The following is a 22,734-nucleotide window of genomic DNA, read 5'->3' on the forward strand; positions in this document are numbered from 1 at the left end:
AATGTCTATTACCATTAAAATGCTTAAGTTCGGTTCACTGCTGCTGGCGGCGCAAATGCTGGCCGCTTGTGGTGCCGGTGATTCCACCGAGCCCGGCGACGTACTGTTAACCTGTAATGTACCGCAAATTCCGGATGCGGCAGGCGTAGAATGTGTTGACCCGCCCCCCATTTACTGCCCGGCACCGACAGTGCCGGATGCGGCCAACGAAAGCTGTATCATTGGTAAAAACCCTGATGCGCCCAGGCCTACGGTGATGGCCGGCGCAAATGAAGCGGTGCTGTTTTATAAAAGGCCACAGGATGGTGCTTACGACGGCTACCGTCTGCATACCTGGAATAACGAAACCTGCGATGCTTATGCGCCCTCGTCAATAGCACCGTCCTGGGATAACGGCCTGGTACATGATGGGGTTGACCCCAACTACGGCGCCTACTGGATTCTAGATTTAAAACCCGGTTATGCCGGTACCGAAGGTGCATGTGGTAACTTTATTGTGCATATAGGTACCGATGACGCCGGTAAAGATCCGGGCCCGGACATGCAAATGCCATTGTCGCAGGACGATCCGGAATTTGCCCGCATGAACTGGATTTTCTCCGGTGTAAACGGCGTATTTGAATTCCCGGTTGAGTCTTTGGGCGTATCTATTCAGGGCGCGGCGGCGCACTGGTTGGATCAAAACACCTTTATCTGGAATGGCAGTGTGGCGCCTTCAAGCATAGTCAGACTGCACTATGCTGAAGATGCCAGCCTGGATATTGACCGTGACGGTAACTTAAACGGTGCTACGGTTGAGCTGCTGCCAGTGGATTTAACCGAGGCGCAACAAGCTCTGGTGCCACATTTAGCCGACAAGCCGGCCTTTAGCGCTAACTTTACTGCCGATGAAGCCAAAGCGATGCTGAAAAACCAGCTGGTGCTGGCCGCGACAGATGCCGATGGCGAACTGCTGGCCGCTACCTATGTGCAGGCCGCTAAGGTGCTGGATGACTTATACACCAAGGGCGATGCCGATGCCGACGAAGCCACATTAGGCATTCAGTATCAGGAGGGTGGCATTAGTGCCAGTGTTTGGGCACCAACAGCGCGCAGCGTTAAACTAAAAGTGTATGACGCAGCTAAAAGCTTAGCCGCAACCCATGATATGACGCTGGATAGCGCCACCGGCATCTGGCGCTATGACGGCAGCAGTGCGCTGGACCGCCAGTTTTACCGCTACGAAGTGACGGTATACCATCCGTTAACCCGTAAGGTAGAAACCATTGAAAGCACCGACCCTTACTCGCTAAGCCTGTCTACCAACGGCAGTTACAGCCAGTTTGTTAACCTGAATGATGCCGACTTAGCCCCGGAAGGCTGGAGCGAGCGCACTGTGCCCACTGTCGCCAAGCCGGAAGATATTGTGATTTACGAAGGCCATGTGCGGGATTTCTCTATTCGTGACCAAAGTGTAACAGCGGCGAATCGTGGCAAATATCTGGCCTTTACCGAAACAGACTCGTTACCGGTTAAGCACCTAAAGTCGCTGGCAGATAACGGTCTAACCCATTTTCACCTGCTGCCGCTGAATGATCAGGCCAATATCAATGAAGACGCCAGCAAGCGTATTGCACTGACTGACACTGTGGCCAAGTTGTGTCAGTTAAAAGCAGATGCACCGGTGTGCGGTAACACCGACGCTAACGCTACCTTGTTATCGGTGCTGGAAAGCTATTCTGCCTTTGGTGAAAAAGCGCAGGAGCTGGTGCAAGCGATGCGCAGCCTTGATGGCTTTAACTGGGGCTACGACCCGCAGCATTTTATTGCACCCGAAGGCAGCTATGCCTCTAACCCGGATGGCGTGGCACGCATTATAGAAGTGCGGGCGATGAACAAAGCGCTGAACGATATAGGCCTGCGTACCGTGCTGGATGTGGTATACAACCACACCAGCGCATCCGGGCTGAATACAACCTCAGTGTTTGACAAAATTGTGCCCGGTTACTACCACCGCTATAACGAAACCACCGGCGGCATTGCGCAATCGACCTGCTGTGAAAACACCGCTACCGAGCATCGGATGTTCGATAAGTTTATGCAGGACTCCTTGCTTATTCTGGCACGGGATTTCGGCTTTAACGACTTCCGTTTTGACATTATGGGTCACTCACCCAAAGCCAGCATATTAGCAGCGCGTGAAGTTGTGCGTAGCTTCGATCCTAATGTGTACTTCTATGGCGAAGGCTGGAACTTTGGTGAAGTAACCAATAACCGCTTATTTGTGCAGGCCAAGCAAATTGATATGGCCGGCACCGAAGTGGGCACCTTTAACGACCGGCCGCGTGACCCTATCCGTGAGGCGGTGTTGTTCAGCGCTGATGCGTCGGATGACACGCTGCGCAAGCAGGATTTAATCCGCATTGGTCTGGCGGGCACGCTAAAAGACTATGTGCTGGAAAATTATCAGGGGGTTGCCGGCCCGGCGTCCAGCTTTGGTGGCGCCGGTTACGCTGCAGATCCGGCCGATATTATTAACTATGTGTCGAAGCACGATAATGAAACGCTGTGGGATAAACTGCAGTATGGCTTAACTGCCAGCATGACACTCGCCGAGCGGGTAAGGGCGCAGAATGTGGCTATTGCTATTCCGCTGATGAGCCAGGGCATCCCGTTTTTACAAATGGGCGGTGACTTCCTGCGCTCTAAATCGATGGACCGCGACAGCTACGACGCCGGCGACTGGTTTAACTTTGTCGACTTTACTATGCAAAGCAATAACTTTGGCGTTGGCCTGCCGCTGGCAGAGAAAAATGCCGCTAGCTGGGAGCTAATTGCTAACATTCTGACCAACCCGAATGCTAAACCCGAGCCTGAGGATATTCAGTTTGCTAGTAGCGTGTTTAAAGAGTTTTTAAGCATCCGCGCCGGCAGCCCGTTGTTCCGTTTAGCCACAGCGCAGGACGTTTTTGACCGCGTTGGCTTTCATAATATCGGTAAAAACCAAACCCCGGGCCTGATTGTGATGAGCATTGATGACGGTACAGGGCTGACAGATCTGGACCCGCAGCACGATGCGTTAGTGGTAATGATTAACGGCACCGGCCAGGAGCAGTCGCACACCATTCCGACAGCAGCGGGCTTTGATTTACACCCGATCCAGCAGGCTTCGGTTGATAGCAATGTTACCACCGCCAGCTTTAGTGCCGGTGTCGATGAAGGTAGCTTTACCGTGCCAGCGCAAACAATAGCGGTATTTGTCAAAGCCCAGGGAGCCACGCAGGGAGCGGGCCTGGCAGCAGATGCCACCAGCGGTGCACCGGATATTCCACCGTACGAAGCCACTACCGTATTTGTACGCGGTGGTATGAATGGTTGGGGTGAGGTTGATGCCTTTACCTATGACGGAGATGGTATTTACAAGGCCGAACTTGAGATCACAGCAGGCAGCTATGAGTTTAAAGTTGCCTCATCAGATTGGTCGACAGTAGACAAAGGTGCCGGTGCCGACGGTAATGCGGTTAATCTGGGCGCCGCCAAAGTACTGGCGTCAGGTGGCGGTAACTTAAATGCTACCTTCCCGGCAACAGCGGTGTATATTTTTACACTGGATGCGACCAATAAAGATACACCAACCCTGACTGTAATTGAAAAGCCGACCTATGGCGAAACCACGGTGTTTTTACGTGGTGTTATGAATGGCTGGGGTGAAACAGATGCCTTTGATTATATTGGTGGCAATATTTACAGCGTCGATATAGCGCTGGGTGCCACCGATTATGAATTTAAAGTGGCGTCATCGGATTGGAGCACCGTTGATTTTGGTGCCGGCGCGGACGGCGATACCTTTACGTTAGGCCAGGCTAAGCAGCTGGCTGAGACGGGGGGGAACCTGAAGCTAACCACGACAGAAGCGGCAACGTACAACTTCTTGCTGGATGCGACCAACAAAGATGCACCGTCTTTAACCATAAGCAAGCAGTAAATTTCCACCTTATGCCCGGTGAGAGCCGGGCCTTCCTGGACACCTTTAGCCGCATTTATTGCGGCTTTTTTCAGCTTTAATGACACGGTTTAATAGTACTGCCCGGGCTTTTGCTGTATGCTGCGCGCCCTTCGTTTTGAAGACCACTGCAGCTGCGGCAGTTATGTTTCGCAGCCTTACCTGCGGGATATCGCATGCAATTTACTGAGTTAAACTTATCACCAGCCTTACTTAAAGCCATTACTGACAAAGGCTATACCACCCCTTCACCTATTCAGCTGCAGGCGATCCCTGCGGTGCTGGGCGGCCGCGATTTAATGGCGGCGGCACAAACCGGTACCGGCAAAACGGCCGGTTTTACTTTGCCGTTGCTGCAATTACTCAGCGACAGCCAGGCCAGTGGCCGTAAGGTGCAGTCTAACCATATTCGGGCGCTTATTTTAACGCCAACCCGCGAGCTGGCGGCGCAGGTGGCTGAAAGCGTGGCTGTGTATGGCAAGTATTTACCGCTGCGCAGCAGCGTGGTGTTTGGCGGCGTGAAAATTAACCCGCAGATGATGGCGCTGCGCCGCGGCGTTGATATTCTGGTTGCTACGCCGGGCCGGTTACTGGATTTATATCAGCAAAATGCGGTGAAGTTTGGCCAGTTGGAAGTACTGGTGCTGGACGAAGCCGACCGCATGCTGGATATGGGCTTTATTAACGACATTAAAAAAGTGCTGGCGCTATTGCCGAAAAAACGCCAGAACCTGCTGTTCTCCGCCACCTTTTCTGATGACATTCGCAAACTGGCCAAGGGCCTGGTTAATGATCCGCTGGAAGTGTCTGTCAGCCCGGCCAACACCACGGCCGAGCGGGTAGAGCAACTGATTTACCCGGTAGATAAAAACCGCAAAGCGGCGCTGGTGACCAAGTTGATAAAAGACAACAATTGGCAGCAGGTGCTTATTTTCACCAAAACCAAGCATATGGCGAATAAGCTGAGCCTGCATCTGGAAGGCGCTGGTATTAAAGCCGCACCGATCCATGGCAATAAAAGCCAGAACGCACGCACTAAAGCGCTGGCTGATTTTAAAGCCGGAACGATTCGCGCCCTGGTCGCTACCGACATCGCCGCCCGCGGTCTGGATATCGACCAGTTGCCACAGGTGGTTAATTTTGAACTGCCGAATGTGGCCGAAGACTATGTGCACCGTATTGGCCGTACCGGCCGCGCTGGCGCTGCCGGCCACGCGGTGTCGCTGGTGTGTGCCGATGAAACCAAAGAGCTGGCGGGTATAGAGCGGCTGATTAAGCAAGAATTGCCGCGCCAGACATTGCCGGGGTTTGAACCGGTTAATCCATTGTCGGTATCGAAACTGAATACTAAACCCTATAAACCCAAGAAGCCAAAAGCACCACGTAGCGAACACCGCGACGGGCAACGTTCGCCTGCCGGAAAAGTCACAACAAAAACAAACAGCTAACACCAGGTTTCATTCAGGTAAAGACAGCAGAATTAGAACTCCTCTGCTAGACTGATTTTTATCGTCTTCGCCCGCTGACACAGCGGGCTTTATCACAGTAAAGATAAAACCGTGAATAAAACGTTACTGCTATCGGTGTTAATTTATAGGGCTGTAGTCTGATGCGTTGGTTGCTGCTGCTGTGCTTATGCTGGCACCTTACGCTTAGCGCCACGACAGTGCTGGTGCACCCTGAGGTGCCGCTGGACAGTATCAGCCAGAGCCAACTGCGAAATATTTTTACCCTGCGCCAGACGCAGTGGCCCAACGGTACTGCCGTGCGGGTTATAGTGCTGCCAGAGCAGTCTGAACTACATCAGCGTTTTAGCCGGCAGCGGCTAAAGTTGTTTCCCTATCAGTTAAATACCATCTGGGATAAACACAGCTTCTCCGGCACCGGTGTCCGGCCGCAGCAGGCTGAATCTATGGCGGCCATGTTGCAGTTACTGCGCAGCACGCCCGGCGCGATAGGCTATGCCGAGGCTAATCTGCCTCACCCAGCGTTGAAGGAGCTACGTGTTGAAAACTAATGCTTGTTCCGCCCTGATATGTTTAGTTAGCAGCTTGCTGGGCAGTAGCGTGCTGGCGCATGATCTGGCCTGGCAGGGTTTTGTGGCCCAGGGGCTGATCAGCGCGCCTGACAGTGGCTTTGTCAACAACGACGGCGGGCTGTCGGCCGAACTGACAGAAGTCGGGCTAAATGGCCGCTACAGTTTATCGCCCTCATGGCATCTTGCCGGCCAACTGGTGTATCTGAACGGCGGCAACCGTTACCCGACCGGCGCCCGGCTGGATTATTTATTTCTCGACTGGGCGTTTTATAACAGCGACGCCTGGCAGGCCAACCTGTATCTGGGGCGGGTGAAAAATCAGCATTGGCTCTATTCCAGTACCCGTGACGTGCCCTTTACCCGGCCGTCGATAGTGTTGCCACAATCGGTATATTTTGATGGCTTTCGTGATGTTGCCGTCGGCTCTGACGGCATGGCGCTGCAACTGCGGCATTCGGCCGATCATGGCGACCTGACGTTTAACTGGAGCCTGGGCACAGTGCCGATATCGTCGCGCCAGAGCCGTTTATTACTGGGGCATAACACCACTGGCAGCACCGATTTAACCCGCGATCATAAAGCCAGTCTGTATTGGCAGCCACAGCTGAGTGCCTTTAGTGTTGGGCTGGTGTTGCAGGATGCCGCCTTTACCTATACGCCGGCCGCGACAGAGCTTATCAGCGCGGCTGATTTTCAGGTGCAGCGGGTGATGCTGAATATGCGTTATCAGGGCGAGCATTGGGAACTGGCGTCCGAGCTGCAACAGGAGCGGCTGCAGACCAATGGCTTTTTTAGCCCGCAGTTTGCCCGGCAGCAGCTGGGCCAGGGCGGCTACTTGCTGGCGCAGTATCGTGTTTCGCCAGCCTGGCGCTGGTTTAGCTGGCTGGATTATATGGTGCTGGAAAAAGACGACCGCTGGGGCCGGGCTTTTAGTGCCCAAACCGGTGGCGCAGTGCCAGCCTATTTTGCCTACCAGCATACGCTGGCCAGCGGAGTGAGTGTCGATTTAACCGCAAGGATAAGGTTGCAGGCAGAAATACACTGGAACCGTGGCACCGCCCGCCTGACACCGGTGATCCAACCCGATGTGCTGACCAACCGCCGTGAATACTGGCAGTTGTATGCTATGCAATTGATGTACAGGTTCTGACGATGCCGCGTTACCTGAGTTTGTCCTGGAAAATGCTGTTGCTGCTGCTAAGTATGCTGCTGTTGCTGCTATTTGGTTTTACCAGTTTGTCCTTGCTGCATATGAATGAACAGTTTGTGCGGCAGCAGGCGCAGCGTAAGGCACAGGGCCAGCAGTATTTTGCGGTGTATAACCGAGCGGTAGAACAACAGCTACTGACCTGGTTGCAAAGTTATGCCGATTTACAGCGGTTAGATCAGGCTGACAGCTTCACAGAATTTGCTTTTGAGTTAGTGCAGCAGGCAGATCTGCTACACAGCCATTTTGCGGTCAGCCAGCTTAGCATGTTCAGCGCCGATCAACAGCTATTGCTGCAAAGCGGCGGCGCTATTGCCCCGGGCGGTATGTCGCTGCTGCAAAGCACACTGGCGCAACAACGGCCACAATCGCAAATTCGTTGTGATGAACAAAGTTGTTATAAGCTGCTGAGTTTGCCGCTGCTAAATGGCCATGGTGATATAGCAGTATTGCTGCTGAATACGGATATCACTGACGTATTATTCAGCCTGCACCAAACACTGGCCACTGACGTTGCGGTGTTAAACACTAAGGTCGAGCCGGCGCCCGGCCTGTTGCAGGCATCGGACGCTATGCTGATCCGCGCGGCCTACCAGCAACTGGCGCCAGGCACGTCGCTACAGGCATTGCGCCAGCAAGGCAAGGTGGTCACGCTGGGGCAGCAACATTATTACCTGCATTTGCTGGCGCTGAACCAGCAAGCCGAGCAGCACTATCTGCTGTTGATGCTGGAAGATGTCAGCGACATTATTGAAGAAAACCGCCGTTATCAGCACAAAGTGTTATGGCTGGCCGCCGGCTGCTTTATTGCCATGTTGTTGCTGATTTCTCTGCTTACCCGTCGCATCAGCCGGCGCATTTTGTTGCTGGCACAGGCGCTGCCGTTGCTGGCCCAGCGGCGTTATGCCGAGTTTCGTCAGCGCAGCGGCCAAAGCACCGAGTTAATTGCCGACGAGTTAAGCCAGTTTAGCAGCGCCGTGCAGCGGCTGAGTGATGATCTGGAAACGCTGGATTTGCAGTTAGCAGAGAAAACCGGCAGTCTGGAACGGATGGCGATGTTTGACCAGCTTACCGGCCTGGGTAATCGTAATATGCTGCAATATCAGTTGCAGCTGGCGCTGGCGATGCTGGCCCAGCAAAGCGGCTCGGTCGCGCTGGTGTTTCTGGATTTGGATAAGTTTAAAAATATTAATAACAGCCGCAGCCATGCCGTGGGCGATCAATTACTGGTCGAGACCGCATTGCGCTTACGCACTGTGGTGTCAGCTGCTGAAGTGCTATGCCGCTTTGGTGGCGATGAGTTCGCCATAGTGTTGCCGCATGTGTCACAGCAGCAACAGGCTGAACGGATGGCTGAACGTGTATTAGCGCTGTTTAGCCAGCCATTTGTGCTGGATCAGGGTAGTATCACGCTAACAGCCAGTATTGGCGTCAGCATTACTGCCGATAGCAGCGTCAGCGCGGAAGAACTGGTACGCCGCGCCGATTTGGCTATGTATCAGGCGAAAAACAATGGCCGCAATGCGATCTTCTGGTTTAACGAGCAAATGTCGGCCGATTTAGCCAACCGGCTGCAATTGGAAGCTGAATTGCGCCAGGCGCTGGCGCAGCAGCAATTTTGCCTCAGCTTTCAGCCACAGGTTAATTTGCTTAGTGGCCGTTTGTCGGGTTTTGAAGCCTTGCTGCGCTGGCAGCACCCGCAGCGCGGTATCGTCGCACCGGACGATTTTATCAGTGTGCTGGAGCAGACCCAGCTGATTATTGACGTCGGTTACTGGGTGTTCGAGCGTTGTTGCCAGCAGGCTGCCGCCCTGCAGCAGCAAGGGCTTAGTGACTGCGTTATCGCCGTAAATTTATCGGCAGCGCAGTTTTTACAGCCGGAGTTGCCGCAGCGTTTTGCCGCTTTGTTGCAGCAGTATGCTGTCAGCGCCGATATGTTTGAACTGGAACTGACTGAAAGCACCCTGGTAAGTCAGGTGAGCCAGACGCTGGAAGTGATGCACCAATTAAAAGCGCAGGGCTTTACCTTTGCCATTGACGATTTTGGCACCGGTTACTCCTCATTAAACTACCTGAAGCAAATGCCGGTCAGTACCATTAAAATTGATAAGAGCTTTGTGTTGGGTATGCTGGACAACCACTCGGATTATCAGATAGTGGCATCGACCATTGCCATGGTGCATAAGCTGGGCTTAAAGGTGGTCGCTGAAGGGGTGGAATCACAACAGCAGCTGCAGCTGCTGTTGCAACACCACTGTGATTTAGTGCAGGGCTATTATTTTTCCCGGCCGCTGCCACAGCAACAGCTAACCGCTTTTGTAGTGCAGCAGGTGCAGCTACAACACTGGCCGGCGGCGTTGCTTAACGCTCTGCCGGCCAAACACTATTAGCTGCCGATGACACCGCCGTCATCTTTGGTAATGATCACAGTAGCCGAGCGCGGCCGGTTTGTACCGCCGTCTGGCCAGTGGCTGGTGAAGTTCCCCGGTGTGGAGCGGTCACCCGGGTGCTGAATATTCACAAACAGCGTTTTCATATCCGGGGTGGCACTAATGCCGGTGACTTCGCAGTCGGTTGGCCCGACTAAAAAGCGTTTTATTTGCCGTGTAACCGGGTCGGCCACTAACATTTGGTTATTGCCATAGGGGCCTTCACCTTGTTGCGAGCCACTCATATCGGTTTGGATCCACAACAGACCATTTTTATCAAACCACAGGCCGTCCGGGCTGGCCAGGTGGTTCTCTGCGCTTAGCGTGAGGTCTGTACCCGGTGTTTCAGTACCGACATCACCGGCCAGCAAAAAGATATCCCAGTCAAAAGTGGTCGCCGCCTGCGTATCACGCTCATGCCAGCGGATAATATGGCCTTCGGTATTATCGGCACGGGGGTTAGCCGCATCGACCTGCTCGGCTGTGCGGCGGCTGTTGTTGGTTAGCGTAAAGTACACTTCGCCGGTTTCAGGGTGTACCGCACCCCATTCCGGCCTGTCCATCTTGGTAGCACCGGCCACATCGGCGGCTAAGCGGGTGTTTAGCAGCACATCGGCCTGATCGGCAAAACTGACACCGGCTGCGGCCGCTTTGGCGATAAAGTCGGCATTGTTAATGTCCAGCGCCAGCCAGTCGCCGCTGCCATCGTCGTTAAAGCGTGCGACATACAGGGTGCCTTCATTCAGTAAATGGCCACCGGCGGTGTTTTTATAATAAGGTGCGCGGGAGACAAACTTGTAAATGTACTCAAAGCGCGAGTCGTCACCAGAATACAACACCACCGGTTTGCCCTCTTCCAGCTTGCCAAAAATAATGCCTTCGTGGCCAAAGCGGCCCAGCGCAGTGCGTTTTTGTGGCACGCTGTCGGGGTTAAAGGGGTCTATTTCGACTATCCAGCCAAAGGTATTGGGCTCGTTGCGGTAATCGTCTGCGGCTGTGGCACCAGTGCTGCTGGCATTAAAACGCTGGTAAACATCAGCCTGTGGCGTCGCCGTTTCCCAGAAGTAGCGGCCATTGTTGTCTGAAACGCCATAGCGGCTATGCTCACGCGGTTGCTCGGCATCGGTGTTGACAAAGTAGCCGGCCCAGTTTTCTTCACAGGTTAAATAGGTACCCCAGGGCGTAAAACCATTACCACAGTTGTTTAAAGTGCCGCGGGTCGCGCTGCCATCCGGGCTGTATTTTGTCACCACCTTGCTACTGCCGCGCACCGGGCCTGCCAGCTGCATTGGTGTGGCGCCGGTAATACGGCGGTTGAACGGGCTATTGGCGACCAGGCCCCAGTCACCGTTGGCCTGACGCTGAATATGCGCCACCGTCACGCCGTGGGCAGCGATTTCTTTACGCACCTGGTCGGCAATACGGGGCACAGTATCAATGCCGTTGCTATGGATCAGGTTATGGTCGATATATTCGTGGTTAAATACCAGTAAGCCCTCTGTTGAACTGGTGCCGCCGCTGCGGCTATCGATCGGGAAAAAATGCATACCGTCATGGTGCATGCCAACCTGTTGCTCCTGCTCACTACCGCTGTTGCTGGCATCGGCCAGAAACGGCGGGTAGCTGCCGGTCAGAGGGGTGCCCCAGGGTAAAAAGGCTTTGGCACTGTATCCTTGTGGTACCACTATGGCGTCGGCCCTGCCGGCCGCCACAGCGGTAAAGCCTAATAAGGCGGGCGTGGCAACGGGCGTTACCACTGGCGCAGGCTCGCCGTCATTATTGCTGCTGCAACCGGCCAGGCTGCCACCGATAAAAGCGGCTACGGCTGCACCCATACTGCCCTTAAGAAATTTACGCCGCGCCATCCGGCTGTCGACAATGGCAGCAAAGGTGGGGTTTAGTGAAAAATTAGTTTGCGGATCGACACCTGAGTTGTCGATACTGACATCGGTTGTTGGTTTTGACATTGTTATTCTCCGGGCTAAAGCGCGTTTTATGCTGGCAGTATTACAGCCGGAATAAATGTCAGTCTGGTTACAAAAAAATAGCATTTATATGATGATACTGTGACAGCTTTAAGGCGAAGGGCGTTTTGGCTATGGGCAGCGGGCTTTTTCGTCTGCTATAGTGGCAGCTTTATATGGTCAGGGAGCACAACAACATGCAGTGGCAGGTTCTTACTTTTGCCCAATTAGACACTGTAACGCTATATAGCCTGTTACAACTGCGGGTAGATGTATTTGTCGTCGAGCAAAACTGCCCTTACCCGGAGCTGGACGATAAAGACTTACACCCCGACACCCGGCATGTACTGTTAAAGAAAGGCGATAAGGTCATCGCTTACTCGCGGGTGCTGGCGCCGGATGTCAGCTTTGCCGACTTCCCGGGGATTGGCCGGGTCTGTGTGGCGCAAACAGCAAGGCGTTTAGGCTTGGGCCAGGTGTTGGTCGAAAAAACCTTAAGCGTCGCGGCAGAGCTGTGGCCAGATACGGATATTCATATTTCTGCTCAGTGCTATCTGCAGCAGTTTTATCAGGAGCTTGGCTTTAAACCGGCCAGCGAGCCTTATCTGGAAGATGATATTCCGCATTTAAAAATGATTAAGCCAGTACTCAATTAAAAAGGGGGCAGAGCCCTCTGCCCCCACTTCCAGGGTTAGAAACGGACGTTCACGCCCAGCCATAAGTTACGGGCTTTATCTTTATTGTTGTAGTCATCCAGATAGGTGGCGACATAGCCGTTGGCACCATTGGCATCGACCACACAGTTGGCGGATGTGTCGTCACATGCGCTAAAGGCCAGGTCGTATGAGGTGAAATCCTGATCGAACAGGTTATTAATGCGCGCGTTAAAGGTCACGGATTCGCTGGCCTGATACGACGCCCCCAGATGGAATACGTTATAGCCTTTGTAATACAGCGCTTTGTCGGCAATGCTATCCCAGGAGCGGAAACGCTTAGTACGGTATTCAGACGTCAGAAATATATCCAGTACCTCGCTGGCTTGCCAGTTTAGCGTCAGGTTAGCCATATGTTTGGCGCTGTTGCCCAGTGGCTGGCCTTTGTTGGCGCCACTTTTTTGCTCGCTGTCGGTATAGGTATAGTTGGCGCGCAAGGCCAGGCTGTCGCTAATCAGCCAGCGGCCGGCCAGCTCGGCCCCCTGAATTGTCACTTTATCAATATTCACTGTTTTGCTGCTGGTGGCGTAGCCTAAATCAGCATAGTCGCCGGTACTGACGCATGCGATGTTGGTTGTGGCACCGCAGGGCTGCGAGGCAATTTTATCGTCAAAATCGTTTTGAAACACGGTAAGGTTGACGTTGTGGCCGTCGGCATGGTTCCAGTATACCGCCAGCTCAGTGGACACGCTGGTTTCCGCGGCCAGATCCGGGTTGCCGTATTGCGGCGACGTGCCCTGACCACCAAAACCCACTACGCCGTTGTACAGCTGGGTGGTTTGTGGTGTTTTAAAGCCGGTGCTGATACCGCCTTTAAGGGTCCATTCACTGTTTAACCTGTAAACACCATATAAGCGTGGGCTAAGCTGATTGCCAAATACCTGATGATCGTCATGGCGTAAACCCGCCGTTAAGGTAAAGTCCTGCAGCACATCCCAGCTGTCCTCAGCAAATACCGACCACATATTATTGTCCTGCACGCCACCCGGTGTACCTTGCTCCATGCCAAAGACACTGTCTTCCAGCTCGCCGCGGATCATCTGTACCCCGGTTACCAGTACATGCTGGCCTGCGGCGGCAAACGGGATATCCAGTTTAATGTCCAGCGTGTATTGGCTGCTGGCCATTACGCGCTTTGGCCGGGGCAGGAAGGTGGCCGCCGCAATATCGCGCCGCTCGTCTTCCGGCAGGCCGGCATAGTCGCCGCTGGCGTCGATCATCGTTAGCAACAATTCACGCTCGCTGGTGGTAAATGGCAGGGTACGGCCATGGTTTTGCGTATCGACATAAGATAACGACACAAAGCTGTTGGCAAAATCCCATTGACCTTCATGGGTCAGTGACCAGGTGTCACGGGTAAATTGCTGCGTGGCACTGTAGCCTACCCGCGGGTTGGCCCGTCGCGCCCATTCGCCGCCACTCTCTTCACAGGCGGCTTGCCGGTTGCCGCTGCCACCCCGGCAGAAGTTGCCGGATAACCAGACACTGTCGATATTATCGACGGTGCCCAGCGGGTACTGGCGCACACCGTCGTCGTTAATCAACGGCGTATTGTCGTAATCCTGGGTTGAGGTCTCAACATCAAACCACACTGTCTGGTTGGTGGCGGGAGTCCAGCTTAAGCGGCCACCCAATGCCTCATTGTCGTTATCGACCGTTTTGCCGCCACTGCCAAAGCCGAGTGAACGCTGACGCACTTCACCGTTTGGGTATTGAATAGGCGCATATTCCGGCGTCGAGGCCATGCGGTTGTATACGCTGCCGCGAATTGACATACCCAAAATGCCGGGGATTAATGGCCCCATCAGGTTAAAATCGGTCGTGATATCTTCACCAAAGGCATCGTCGGTTTGTTTGGTACGGCTGTGGCTGACGGAGCCCTGCCATGTATCTGTCACTTTTTTGGTAATAATGTTGATCACGCCACCCAGGGCATCGGCACCATAGAGTGTCGATGCCGGGCCACGGATCACCTCAACCCGGTCAATGGCGTCCAGAGGCGGAATATGGCCAAACTGGTTACCACCAAAGTTATTCGGATAAATATTACCGTGGTTGTTCTGTCGTTTACCGTCCACCAGTATCAGTGTGTAGTCTGAACCCATACCGCGCATGCTAATAGTGCCCTGGCCGGTTTTATCGCGGGTTTCGCCGATATCGACACCTTCCAGATCACGAACCGCGTCCAGCAGAGTGATGTAAGGCCGTTTAACCAGATCTTCCTGCGTAATAACCGAAATACTGGCCGGTGCGTCTATCAGCTTTTGCTCAAAGCCTGAGGCTGTCACCACGATGACTTCCATATTGTAATCAGGTGCAGCGGCAGCCAGCCTGGCATGTGCGGCTGGCAGGGTAAATATAGCAGCAACGGCGCAGGCCAGCGCAGTGGGGCGAAACAACATTGTTAACTCCTTTAAGGGTGAGATGCAGGCAGACGTGCCTGATGACAGTGACATTTATGTAATCAATGTAGCGAATGATAATTATTATCATTATCAAGATCAACTGGAATTTTGCACAGGTTAATTGCCTGCCGCCACTTGGCAACAAGGTTTATGTCTTTGGTGGTAGTTAAAGATAATCTTCGTAGTCGTAGATCAAATGAGATTGATTCGTATTTTTTGCTGTGTTCTAATTGCGCGCATTCAAGCTTACTAGTTAATAAACGGAGTTTTTATGCAGGTTAAATTATCCCGTCTGAGCCTGGCGTTGGCATTAGCCACTGCCTCGGTAAGTGTTGCAGCCCAGCAGCAAGCACCTAACGCTGAGGCCGCGGTAGAGCGCAAAAGCATTATGCCAACGCTGGAAGTGATCCGCGTTGTTGGTGAAGCCGCGCCGGTACTGTTAGAGCAAACCGGTACTGTGGTGGTGATTGATCGCACCCAGATTGAACAAATTCAGCCGCTGTCGACTGAAGATATCTTGCGCCGTATTCCGGGCATTAATATTAAAAGTGAAGAAGAAACTTCAATAGTGTCTAACTTTGGCATGCGTGGTTTGTCGGCCAGCGAGTCCAAGTCACTAATGTTAGAAGACGGTGTGCCGGTAGCGCCAGGGCTGTTTATCGGCAACGATCGTTACTTCAACCCGCGTATTCAGCGCGTTGAGCAGGTAGAAGTGTTAAAAGGCTCTGCCTCACTGCGCTATGGCCCTTCTACCATTGGCGGTGTGGTGAACTACCAGACCAAAACCCCGGACGACGGCGTAAAATTATCTGCCCGGGCCGGTTCGTTTAACCTGCGTGAAGTTGGCGTTGAGGCCGGTGGCAAGAGCCAGTCGGGTGATGCCTTCGCCGGTGTCGTTGCTACCCATGCCACCAGTGATGGCTTTATGGACAAAGATTATGAAATGACCGACGTGATGGCCAAAGCCGGTGTGGTGTTCAGCGACAGCCATAAGCTGGGGATTAAAGCGTCGCGGCATGAAAACGATGCCAATATTTCTTACCGTGGCCTGCTGCTGGCCGATTATCAGGCCGGCGCCGACTATAACCCGGCACCGGATGACTACTTTTTAACCGACCGTACGGCTATTGATATCAACCATGAATGGACCTTATCCAGCAGCACGACGCTAAAGACCCTGCTGTACTGGAGCGAAATGACGCGCGATTACTGGCGTTATGCGGTCGACACCGCCGCCTCAAATGACGCCGGCCGCTGGGTTTATACCGATGATTTAACCGGTAATAACCGCGCTTTTGACCGTGTTGGCATTGAAACCCGTTTAAGCGTCGAGCATGACCTGTTCGGCCTGGTAGCCAGCAGTGAATTTGGCGCCCGCTATATGCAGGAAGAAGCCAACGACACCCGCATTCGGGCAGTACGCAGCGCAGAGCGCACCGGCGTCAATGACCGCCATATTGTTGATTCGGCAGACAGCGTTGCCGCTTATGCGCAAAGCCGTATTGAATTGACCGAGCGCCTGGCGCTAACGCCGGGCCTGCGGGTAGAAACCTACGAGCAGACCCGGGTGGTGTTAAGCGACGATAATGCCACCGCCACAACCAGTAATACCGAATGGTTACCCGGTGTCGGCGCAACCTTCGACTTAACCGACTCTGCCCAGTTATACGGTGGCGTGTATCGTGCCTTCTCTCCGGCGTCTAACGGTGTCGCGCTGGACGGCTTAACCGATCAGCAGTTAGACGGTGAGCGTTCAACTAACTTTGAATTGGGCCTGCGTGGTAAAGACGGTGCGCTAAGCTATGAAGTTGCCGCTTTTGTGATGAACTTCAGCAATCAGGTGGTTACCGGTAACAGCGACCCTAACCTGTCACAATCAAACGCGGGTAAAACCGAACACCGTGGTATGGAATTTATGCTGGGTTATGAGTTAGGCGGTGGTTTCAGCCTGGATACTAACGCTACCTGGGTACCAACGTCTGAATTTAAAAGCGGTGACAACGCCGGCAACCGCCTGCCGTATGCGCCGAAGTTTATTGCTAACCTGGCACTGAATTATCAGCTGGAGCAGTTAACAGCGGCGATCAGCGCGCATCACCGCGGCGAGCAATACGGCGACCCGACCAATCGCACTGATATTCCGGCCAATGCTGCCGGCGGTATCTGGGGCGGTTTAATGCCGTCTTACACTGTGCTGGATTTAACCGCGCAATATAACCTGGCGGATAACATCAGTGTGTTTGGCGCAGTGAAAAACCTGACCGACAAGCGTTATATCACCGGCTTACGCCAGGGGATTTACGTTGGGCCAGAGCGCTCTTTCGAGCTGGGTGTGCGTTACCAGTTCTAATGTAGCCTTACACTAAAAAGGGTCAGAGTTCTCTGACCCTTTTTTATGCCCCCATTTTTTTAGCGCTGCGGCGGGCCATAAATTTGTTCGGCCGGGTTAAATAAAATCCAGCTGGTTAAAATGTATTTGTCATTCGACACCGGAATGCAGCCACGGTGGGTATGGGTAAAATAGGCCGGGGCTATCACCATGCGGCCGGCTTTGGGCTGAATGCTTTTATTCTGGTAGTAAAATTCAGTCTGGCCGCCCTCTGCCACATCATTTAAATAAAACATAAACAGCAGCGCTCGGTGCAGCGGCTCAGTGCTGCCTTGCTGCGGGTAGACTTCGCTGTGCCAGTAACCATAGTTACCGACGCCCGCCTGATATTTTTGCGCCTGAATAGGCCCCAGCCGATAGATGGCGCGAATAAAGTCCATCGCTTTTGGCGCGCCAAGTTCAGCAAAATTATCATCAGTAATGGCGACCGGCTTACCGGTATCGGGGTGCGCTATGGTTAAGCCAACCGGGCCTATCAGCGCAAAATGGTATTTTTTAAAGTACTCGCAGGCGTAGTGGGTGCTGGCCTGCCAGATCACTTTTAGTAAGTTCTGATACTCCGCATGCTGGTACAGGTAAAGGTCGGTACTGACTTTTTTGCTGGTATCGACACCGCCACCCGTGCGCCCGGGCACAGTATGCGGGCTTTGTTCAAATACCCGGATCAGCTGTTGGCAAAAGTCCGGGCTTAACGCATTATCGTACACTTCAATAAAATCAGTCATCGGGGTCCCTTATGTGGCAACAAATTATTACTCCGCGTTTCTCTGACACGGATGCGCTGGGGCATATCAACAATACTGTGTTTGCGGTCTGGTTTGAAGGCGCCAGACGCGATGTTTTCAAAATTTTTACACCAGAGCTTAATTTACAGCAATGGCCGTTAATTATCGCCAGCATTAAGCTGGATTATCATGCGCAAACCCATTTTCAGGCCGATGTTGAGCTGCGCACTTATATCAGCCGTATTGGCAGTAGTTCGTTCGATGTGTATCAGGAGGCCTGGCAAAATGGCGTTAAAACGGTGTCGGGCACTGCGGTAATGGTGCAATTTGATTACGCGGCCAACAAGGCTAAGGCGATCAGCAGCGCACAGCAACAGCAGCTAGTGGCTCACCAGCGCCCAGGATAAACATCGCAGCCTGCGTTGGTCTGGTCGTAAACGGCTGGTATGGTAAGGCGCAGCTGGTTAGGGTTTAGCCACAACAACCAAAGAGAGTGTGTTATGAAACGTCTGTTACTTGGCTTAGGAGTCGGTGTTGCGCTTGCGCTTAGTGGCGGCGCGCACAGTTATGATCGCATAACCGGTGAAGGCTTTGCCAGCCGTTCTGAGGTGATAGCACAAAGCGCCATGGCCGCGACCAGCCAGCCATTGGCGACCCAAATTGCACTGGATGTGATGAAGCAGGGCGGCAATGCGATAGACGCCGCCATTGCAGCCAATGCCGCACTGGGGTTAATGGAGCCAACCGGTAACGGCATTGGCGGCGACTTATACGCTATTGTCTGGGATGCGAAAACGCAGAAATTACATGGCTTAAATGCCTCTGGCCGCTCGCCACTGAGTTTAAGTTACGACATGCTGGCGCACGAGCTGGACAAACTTGGCCGCAAGGATTTACCACCGCATGGCATGTTGCCGATCAGCGTGCCCGGCGCGGTTGATGGCTGGTTTGAACTGCATAAAAAGTTTGGCCGCCTGCCAATGGCCGATATTTTACAACCCGCTATTCGCTATGCCGACAACGGTTTTCCGGTCAGCGAGTTAATTGCCTACTACTGGGACCGTAGCGTGCCGGTACTCAGCCCGCAGCCGGGCGATTTTGCCGGCACTTTTACTATAAATGGCAAAGCACCGGCCAAAGGCCAGCTGTTTAAAAACCCGGCGCTGGCCAATACCTATAAAGCCCTGGCCAAAGATGGCCGCGATGCGTTTTATAAAGGTGAGATAGCGGTAGCGATAGACCGTTTTATGCGCGCCAACGGCGGCTATTTACGCTTTGCCGATTTTGCCAACCACCGCTCAGACTGGGTAGAGCCATTAGGTGTAGACTACAAAGGCTATACGCTGTGGGAGCTGCCGCCAAACGGCCAGGGCATAGCAGCGCTGCAAATGCTGCAAATTCTGAAAAACTTTGATTTAAAAGCCAGCGGTTTTAACACGGCTGAAAGTTTACACATTCTGGTGGAAGCGAAAAAACTGGCGTTTGAAGACAGGGCCAAATTTTATGCCGACAGCGACTTTGGCAAGCAGCCTGTTCAAGGCTTGATCTCCGAGGCTTATGGCCGCGAGCGTGCCAAGCTGATTGGCGATAAAGCGGCAAAGCGGGTTGATGCCGGTAACCCGCATTTGTACGAAGGCGATACTATCTATATGACCACCGCCGACAAAGACGGCAATATGGTGTCGCTTATTCAAAGCAACTACCGTGGCATGGGCTCCGGCGTTGTGGTACCGGGCCTGGGCTTTGTGTTTCAGGACCGTGGCCAGCTGTTTTCGATGGATAAAAAGCACGCCAACGTTTATGCGCCAGGCAAACGGCCCTTTAATACCATTATTCCGGCCTTTATTACCAAAGACGGTAAGCCACTGATGAGCTATGGCGTAATGGGTGGCGCCATGCAGCCGCAAGGCCATGTGCAGGTGCTGGTGAATATGGTGGATTATGGCATGAACCTGCAGGAAGCCGGTGATGCCGCGCGTTGGCAGCATTTAGGCAGCACTGAGCCAACCGACGGCAGTGATATGTATCTGCAAAACGGCGGCTATATCGAAGTAGAGCGTGGCGTGCCTTATAGCACGGTGCGTGAGCTGATGAAAAAAGGCCACGACGTACGGTACGGCTTAGGTGGCTATGGCGGTTATCAGGCCATTATGCGCGATCATGCCAATGGCGTTTGGGTCGGTGCCTCCGAATCGCGCAAAGACGGTCAGGCGGCGGGGTATTAATGACGCTGCCATTAGAGCAACTGCCCACGCCGGCCGAGCTTACAGGTGTAAACGCCGACAACTTTACACAGCGTGTTATCGAGCCGTACCAGCCAGTGGTGCTGCGTGGTTTCGCCCGCCACTGGCCGCTGGTGCAGGCCGCGCGGCAATCTGATCAGGCTGCCGCCCGGCTGCTACAGCAACACACGGCCGACCAGCCGCAGGCGCTGCTCAGCCTGCCTGCCAGTGCGCAGGGCAGGTTGTTTTACAATGATAGCCTCAGCGGCATGAATTACCGAGCGCAGCGCCTTGGCATGCGCGAGGCAATAAACCAGATGCTAAACCAGCGGGCGGACGGCGAGCGTTATTGCGTGCAATGTGTGCCGGTGCAACAGCATTTTCCAGGGCTGGTGCTGGATAACCCGCTGCTGCCAGATGATACCAAGGCGTTTATCTGGCTGGGTAACGCGGTAACCGTGCCAGCGCATTTTGATGAAGCGCATAACATTGCCGTAGTGGTGGCCGGTAAGCGGCGCTTTACGTTATTTCCGCCAGAGCAGGTGGCCAATTTATATATAGGCCCGCTGGATTTCACCCCCGCCGGCCAGCCGGTTAGCCTGGTAAACATGGCGCAGCCGGATCTAACCGCTCACCCTAAATACGCCCAGGCCTATGCTAGCGCCTTGTCGGTTGAGCTAGAGCCGGGCGATGCTATCTATATTCCTACGCCCTGGTGGCACCATGTGCAGTCGTTATCTGGCTTTAACGCTTTGATTAACTACTGGTGGAGCGACACCTATGTCGCTGGCGCTCTGCCGTTTCCAATGTTGCTACACGGCCTGCTCAGTTTAAAGCATATGCCTGCCCCACAGCAGCAAGCCTGGCAGCAGCTGCTGCGGCATTACCTGCTGGCCGAAAACGGCGACCCCGGCGCCCACCTGCCGGCGTCAGCCAAAGGCATTTTAGGCGAGATGACACCGCAACTGGCACAGGGCATTAACCGCTGGCTGGCAGCGCAGCTGAAATAATGTAGCCCGTTGGATGCCTTGCAAGATTTAAAGCTTGGCCCCTTGGTTTATGGTGAAGTAAAAATTCAAGGCCGGACCCCGTATGCCTGTGACCCCGTATGCCCTGACCCCGTAAGATCTTTGACCCCGTAGGCTCCTACGGATAAATGGATATCATACTGATTAATTCGCTCATTGTTCTGGCAGCAAGCAGCTTTTCTTCTAAACTGCGCTCTGTCTCATTAGGCACACCTCAGGGTCAGGCCTTGAATTTTGGCACACCTCAGTGGCACACCTCAGGGTCAGGCCTTGAATTTCACCTCAGGGCACACCTCAGGGGCAGGCCTTGAATTTCACCTCAGGGTCAGGCCTTGAATTTTGCCACAAGTTTACTAACCGTTGACACATGCAGCTGAAAATATGTTGCCAACTGGGTCATGCTGTACGCTCCCGAGCGGTATGCCGCCAAAATAGCCTCGTTCCGGTTGCTATATTGCTGCTCATAGTTAACCTCAGGGTCAGGCCTTGAATTTTGCCACAAGTTTACTAACCGTTGACACATGCAGCTGAAAATATGTTGCCAACTGGGTCATGCTGTACGCTCCCGAGCGGTATGCCGCCAAAATAGCCTCGTTCCGGTTGCTATATTGCTGCTCATAGTTAGGCAAGGGTAAGGGGGGAGGTCTGCGTTGAACTTTGGGGATATCACTCATTACACCAGTACTTGTCAATTTCGACAGCTGAGCTTTGGTAAACGTCTCATCACCCAGAAATATCTGATTAGTCAGGTTATCCCAAATACCGGTTTCTTCGATGTGGTCACAAAACGCTTCGAAAGCTACAACGGCTTTGGCTCTGTCAGCATCAAAGTACGCTAATACGTCATCAACAACCAGCCAATCCGGAGCAGTACAGTTGCCTGTTGTTGCGCGGTAGCTTGACCAGCCATATTCAACAAGCTGCGTAACCATGCTAGCGCGTAGCGGATTTTGTAACACGTATCGCACCAGTGTTTTGTAGTAAACATCAGTATCAACCAGAATGCTTTTAAACCTGCCTTGAAACACATGCCCGCAACGATGATAGTGTCGATTCACGTATTGGGTATAAACACCATTTAACTGTTGCATGCCCGCCGACAGGTTGCCTTCTGGTGTTTCCACTAACAGATGGTAATGGTTAGTCATTAGGCAGTACGTATGAATACGCCAATTATGCCGCTGACATACTTGTTCCAGGGTATCTAAAAACCGCTGATAGTCAGCCTGTTCGAAGTAAATATTCTGTCTGCTATTACCCCGCGCGGTAACGTGATAAAACGCGCCATCGAATTCCAGCCGTAACGGTCTGGCCATGCTTTTCACCTTACAATTTTTTGCGCTGATAACTGAACATAGCCATTCTCGCTGCGAAGTCAAAATTCAAGGCCTGACCCCGTATGCGTTCCTGACCCCGTATGCATTGCAGCCGTAACGGTCTGGCCATGCTCTTCGCCTTGCAATTTTTTGCGCTGATAACTGAACATAGCCATTCTCGCTGCGAAGTCAAAATTCAAGGCCTGACCCCGTATGCGTTCTGCGAAGTCAAAATTCAAGGCCTGACCCCGTATGTTGACTGACCCCGTATGTTGAAAATTCAAGGCCTGACCCCGTATGCATTGTGACCCCGTAT

The 22,734-nt window shown here is 53.3% G+C and carries 14 protein-coding genes; 10 read left to right on the forward strand and 4 right to left on the reverse strand.

Annotated elements, in window-relative coordinates:
- Position 1: 1 nt before the first annotated feature.
- From pulA to EYB30_RS08410, 5 genes are all read left to right on the forward strand, one after another.
- Positions 2 to 3,964, forward strand: a complete 3,963-nt coding sequence (pulA, locus tag EYB30_RS08390; protein WP_166838467.1) for a pullulanase-type alpha-1,6-glucosidase — start codon at positions 2 to 4, stop codon at positions 3,962 to 3,964.
- Positions 3,965 to 4,158: 194 nt separating this feature from the next.
- The gene (locus EYB30_RS08395; protein WP_166838468.1) at positions 4,159 to 5,430 is read left to right on the forward strand and encodes a DEAD/DEAH box helicase; all 1,272 of its coding nucleotides are present in this window, start codon (positions 4,159 to 4,161) and stop codon (positions 5,428 to 5,430) included.
- Positions 5,431 to 5,591: 161 nt separating this feature from the next.
- Positions 5,592 to 5,999: a type 2 periplasmic-binding domain-containing protein gene (locus tag EYB30_RS08400; RefSeq protein WP_166838469.1), complete on the forward strand. Its 408-nt coding sequence runs from the start codon at positions 5,592 to 5,594 to the stop codon at positions 5,997 to 5,999.
- Complete coding sequence (locus EYB30_RS08405) at positions 5,986 to 7,170, forward strand: hypothetical protein (protein WP_206674597.1); 1,185 nt, start codon at positions 5,986 to 5,988, stop codon at positions 7,168 to 7,170. Before EYB30_RS08400 ends, EYB30_RS08405 begins: the two co-directional genes overlap by 14 nt.
- A 2-nt stretch (positions 7,171 to 7,172) precedes the next feature.
- On the forward strand, positions 7,173 to 9,617 hold the full coding sequence (locus EYB30_RS08410; protein ID WP_166838471.1) for a putative bifunctional diguanylate cyclase/phosphodiesterase: 2,445 nt from the start codon (positions 7,173 to 7,175) through the stop codon (positions 9,615 to 9,617).
- Here EYB30_RS08410 and EYB30_RS08415 read toward each other — a convergent pair.
- Positions 9,614 to 11,623, reverse strand: a complete 2,010-nt coding sequence (locus EYB30_RS08415) for a PhoX family protein (RefSeq protein WP_166838472.1) — start codon at positions 11,621 to 11,623, stop codon at positions 9,614 to 9,616. The two genes, EYB30_RS08410 and EYB30_RS08415, sit on opposite strands and share 4 nt — an antisense overlap.
- A gap of 194 nt (positions 11,624 to 11,817) precedes the next feature.
- On the opposite strand from EYB30_RS08415, the gene EYB30_RS08420 reads away from it, so the two are divergent.
- Positions 11,818 to 12,276, forward strand: a complete 459-nt coding sequence (locus EYB30_RS08420; RefSeq protein ID WP_166838473.1) for a GNAT family N-acetyltransferase — start codon at positions 11,818 to 11,820, stop codon at positions 12,274 to 12,276.
- Between the two features lie 35 nt (positions 12,277 to 12,311).
- Here the strand turns inward: EYB30_RS08420 and EYB30_RS08425 are convergent, their stop codons facing one another.
- Positions 12,312 to 14,735: a TonB-dependent receptor domain-containing protein gene (locus tag EYB30_RS08425; protein WP_166838474.1), complete on the reverse strand. Its 2,424-nt coding sequence runs from the start codon at positions 14,733 to 14,735 to the stop codon at positions 12,312 to 12,314.
- 274 nt (positions 14,736 to 15,009) lie between these two features.
- Between EYB30_RS08425 and EYB30_RS08430 the strand changes: the two genes are divergently transcribed.
- Positions 15,010 to 17,088 (forward strand): TonB-dependent receptor family protein, encoded by a 2,079-nt coding sequence (locus EYB30_RS08430; RefSeq protein ID WP_166838475.1) that lies wholly within the window; start codon positions 15,010 to 15,012, stop codon positions 17,086 to 17,088.
- A gap of 59 nt (positions 17,089 to 17,147) precedes the next feature.
- On the opposite strand, the gene EYB30_RS08435 is transcribed toward EYB30_RS08430, so the two are convergent.
- Positions 17,148 to 17,852 (reverse strand): 2OG-Fe(II) oxygenase, encoded by a 705-nt coding sequence (locus EYB30_RS08435; protein ID WP_166838476.1) that lies wholly within the window; start codon positions 17,850 to 17,852, stop codon positions 17,148 to 17,150.
- Positions 17,853 to 17,863: 11 nt separating this feature from the next.
- Here EYB30_RS08435 and EYB30_RS08440 point away from each other — a divergent pair, with 11 nt between their 5' ends.
- The 3 genes from EYB30_RS08440 (at position 17,864) to EYB30_RS08450 (ending at position 21,084) form a co-directional block, all read left to right on the forward strand.
- Entirely contained in the window at positions 17,864 to 18,259 is a 396-nt protein-coding gene (locus tag EYB30_RS08440; RefSeq protein ID WP_166838477.1) for an acyl-CoA thioesterase, read from the forward strand.
- A gap of 93 nt (positions 18,260 to 18,352) precedes the next feature.
- On the forward strand, positions 18,353 to 20,077 hold the full coding sequence (ggt, locus tag EYB30_RS08445) for a gamma-glutamyltransferase (protein WP_166838478.1): 1,725 nt from the start codon (positions 18,353 to 18,355) through the stop codon (positions 20,075 to 20,077).
- Positions 20,077 to 21,084 (forward strand): cupin-like domain-containing protein, encoded by a 1,008-nt coding sequence (locus tag EYB30_RS08450; protein ID WP_166838479.1) that lies wholly within the window; start codon positions 20,077 to 20,079, stop codon positions 21,082 to 21,084. Before ggt ends, EYB30_RS08450 begins: the two co-directional genes overlap by 1 nt.
- Before the next feature lie 497 nt (positions 21,085 to 21,581).
- Here the strand turns inward: EYB30_RS08450 and EYB30_RS08455 are convergent, their stop codons facing one another.
- Positions 21,582 to 22,418, reverse strand: a complete 837-nt coding sequence (locus EYB30_RS08455) for a transposase (protein ID WP_166838480.1) — start codon at positions 22,416 to 22,418, stop codon at positions 21,582 to 21,584.
- Positions 22,419 to 22,734: the final 316 nt, after the last annotated feature.

The sequence above is a fragment of the Rheinheimera pleomorphica genome (assembly GCF_011634895.1).
Classification (GTDB): Bacteria; Pseudomonadota; Gammaproteobacteria; order Enterobacterales; family Alteromonadaceae; genus Alishewanella; species Alishewanella pleomorphica.